We start from the raw sequence: 2747 nt of genomic DNA, 5'->3' as shown, positions 1-2747 counted from the left end.
GCGGTAGCTCTCCGCGTCCGGAACGAGAAAGTTCCCGCCCCTCTTCTCCTCGGAAAGTTCCGATGACAGGCTACGCAACTCCGGCGGGAACTGGGTTCGGTAGCCTGTCACAGGAACTAGATCGCCTATTACGCTCCGTGCTCGGTTCTGCTCGTGAGGTGAGCCTCGACCCGATCGGAGACGCGGCGGGGGCCTCTCGCTTCCCCGCCGAGCGGCGCGATCGTTCGGTTCTTTCGCGAGGAGACGGATTCGTAATCGGGTACAATGGGCTCGGTCGGACCTCGACATCGATTCCCTCTAGAAAGAGGGGGCTTCGATAGTGAAAGGCGGGCACGGAAGGGGATCTAACGTCGGTGAAGCGAACCGCGTTTCTCGCGCCGTTGTTGCTCCTGTACCTGGCGATCGTCCTCGCGACCTCGGACAACGAACTGCGAGGAGACGAGCCTCGCTATCTCTGGTTCGCGAACAATCTGGCCCGCGGGTACTATTCGCCGGCCGACGACGCGAGTCTCTGGAACGGCCCCGGATATCCCCTGGTTCTCTTGCCCTTCGTCCTTCTGAAACTGCCGCTGATTCTCGCTAAGATCCTCAACGCCTTCTTTCTTTTCGGAGCCGTTCTCTGCTTCCATCGCGCGATCCGGCTCTACGCGGCCGAGCGGCAGGCGACCGTCTTCGCGTATCTGTTCGGGGTCTATCCGCCCCTCGTACGACAATCGAACGCTCTTCTCACGGAATCGCTCGGTCTCTTCCTCGTCTCGGGTTTCATGCTGTTCTTCTGCCGACTTCACCGTTCCGACTCGCGGTCGCGGGTTTCGCTTCTCTTGGCTTCCGGGTTCCTCGCGTACCTCGCCTTGACGAAGATCTTCTTCGGCTACGTGCTCGCGGCGATGCTTCTCTGGTCGCTCGTATTCGGGTTCTTTCGTCGGACGCCGGCTCTCAAGAAGACAAGAGGGGTCTTTGCGCTCGCCCTCGCGTTCTGCGTGCCGTACTTGGCCTACACGTATTCCCTCACAGGCAGGCTCTTCTGCTGGGGAGACTCGGGCGGAATGTCCCTCTATTGGTTGTCGAGCCCCCACGCGAACGAGCTCGGGGACTGGTACTCGGATCGGGACGTGAGAATGATTCCCGAGCTGGCCGAGAACCACGGGGCGTTCTTCGAAGAGATCTCGAAGCTGAACCATCTCGAGAGGGACGACGCGTTCAAGAAACGGGCTCTCGAAAACTTCGCGCGGCATCCGAGAAAGATCGCCGAGAACTGGTCGGCCAACGTCGGGAGACTCCTATTCTCGTATCCTTTCTCCTACACGCCGCAGAAGCTGTCCACCTACTTCTACCTCGTGCCCAACATGTTCCTCGTTGTTCTCTCGGTCCTCAGTCTCTATCCGGCGTTTCGTGCCCGCGAACGAATCGGTCACGAGATCCGCTTGTTGCTTCTTTTCGCCTCGCTCGCGTTCCTAGGAAGCTCGTTCTTGAGCGCCTACGAGCGGCAGTTCCGGGTGATCGTTCCGATCGTCGGATTGTGGCTCACGTTCGTGCTGACTCGGATCGTCGCCCTCCGAATCCGTGGCGCACAGGGCGATTCCTAAGAAGGGACATCTTTCGATCCTCGGGAGACTCGGCGATTCCTCCCCGGTGCTCGTGAAGCCACTCCCCGGCCCCCCATTCCTTCGAAACGCGAGATCCCCGGAACTTTAACTCATAGGGAATTCTATCCTGCGACGTTGTGTACGTCACGCATGAAGGGGGCATGGAAGGGCCGTTCGGGCCGGCTGTGGGGTCGGACCGGGGCGGCGGATCCTCTCTCCGGAGGATGGGCGCATGTCGGAGGAGGTCGGATGGGAGGGGCTTCTCAAACGCGGGTGTTTTTCGGCGGGCCGGGGCGGGTGTTTTCTCCTTTCCGAGGTAGACTTCGCCGGCCGCGAGCCGTGAGGAGACTCGCCCGGTCGGTTTCGCCGGGCCGGGACGGTTGGCCGGCTGGGCTCTGGTTGCAGGGCTCCGGTCAGACCGTCGGTGGTAGAGAGGGGACGCTTACCTCCGGCGGGGCGCGCTCGTGGAAGAGCGCCCGATTCTCGGCGCCGGTTCTTTTCCTGTGAGCGAGAATCTTATCGACGACCTCCGGCTCGGTGATGACCGAGACCAGCTGGAGCCGCGCGCCGCAACGGGGGCAGAGGAGCGGATCGACCTCGAAGACCTTTTTGGGGAGCCTCGCCCAGCTCGCGCGGCGGGAGGTGGGAGCGGGTGTGCCCGCTTCGCCCGGCGGGAGGGAACCGGCGCGCGGCTCGGCCCATTTGAGGCGACGAGACGAGCGTGTGCTCCTCCTGTCTTCCTCTCCCGTGATTCTCTTTCTCCAGATCTTCCCGGCTCGGTTGGCGTAGACACCATAGTAGCGGACCAAGTGCTGCCCACGGTCGGGTACCTGAGCGACCACGGCGTGGACGAAGTCGAGGGGATCGAAAACGATCTCGGTCTTGCCCGTGCGCGGATGGGGAGGGGTGCGGAGATGGACGCGATCTTCCGAGTCGATCTCCACCTGGGAGAAGGCGAGCGGGGGGCGCGCGAGGGAGCGGGCGAGGCGTTCGAGGCGGGGTTCGCCGGGCGGGAGAGGCTCTCCGGCATGCACCGAGAAACCGGACCTCCGCCAGGAGAGGAGCGAAAGGAGGAACTCCTCGGAGAGCCGCTCGGCCTCGTGGAGGCCGATGAGCAGGAGAAGCCGAAAGAGCTCCTCGACGAGGGACGTGTCGGGGAAG

Annotated in this window: 2 protein-coding genes; one reads left to right on the top strand and one right to left on the bottom strand. The window is 62.9% G+C overall.

The annotated features are described in order from the left end of the window. Positions 1-353: 353 nt before the first annotated feature. Positions 354-1586: a hypothetical protein gene (locus FJY73_14275; protein ID MBM3321827.1), complete on the top strand. Its 1233-nt coding sequence runs from the start codon at positions 354-356 to the stop codon at positions 1584-1586. Positions 1587-1999: 413 nt separating this feature from the next. Here FJY73_14275 and FJY73_14270 read toward each other — a convergent pair. Next, positions 2000-2747, bottom strand: a 748-nt coding sequence (locus tag FJY73_14270; protein MBM3321826.1) for a transposase, incomplete at its 5' end; no start/stop codon positions are given.

This window comes from Candidatus Eisenbacteria bacterium (assembly GCA_016867715.1).
Classification (GTDB): Bacteria; Orphanbacterota; Orphanbacteria; order Orphanbacterales; family Orphanbacteraceae; genus VGIW01.
Note: the sequence above shows the minus strand (reverse complement) of the source record. Positions and strands in the feature narration are given on the sequence as shown.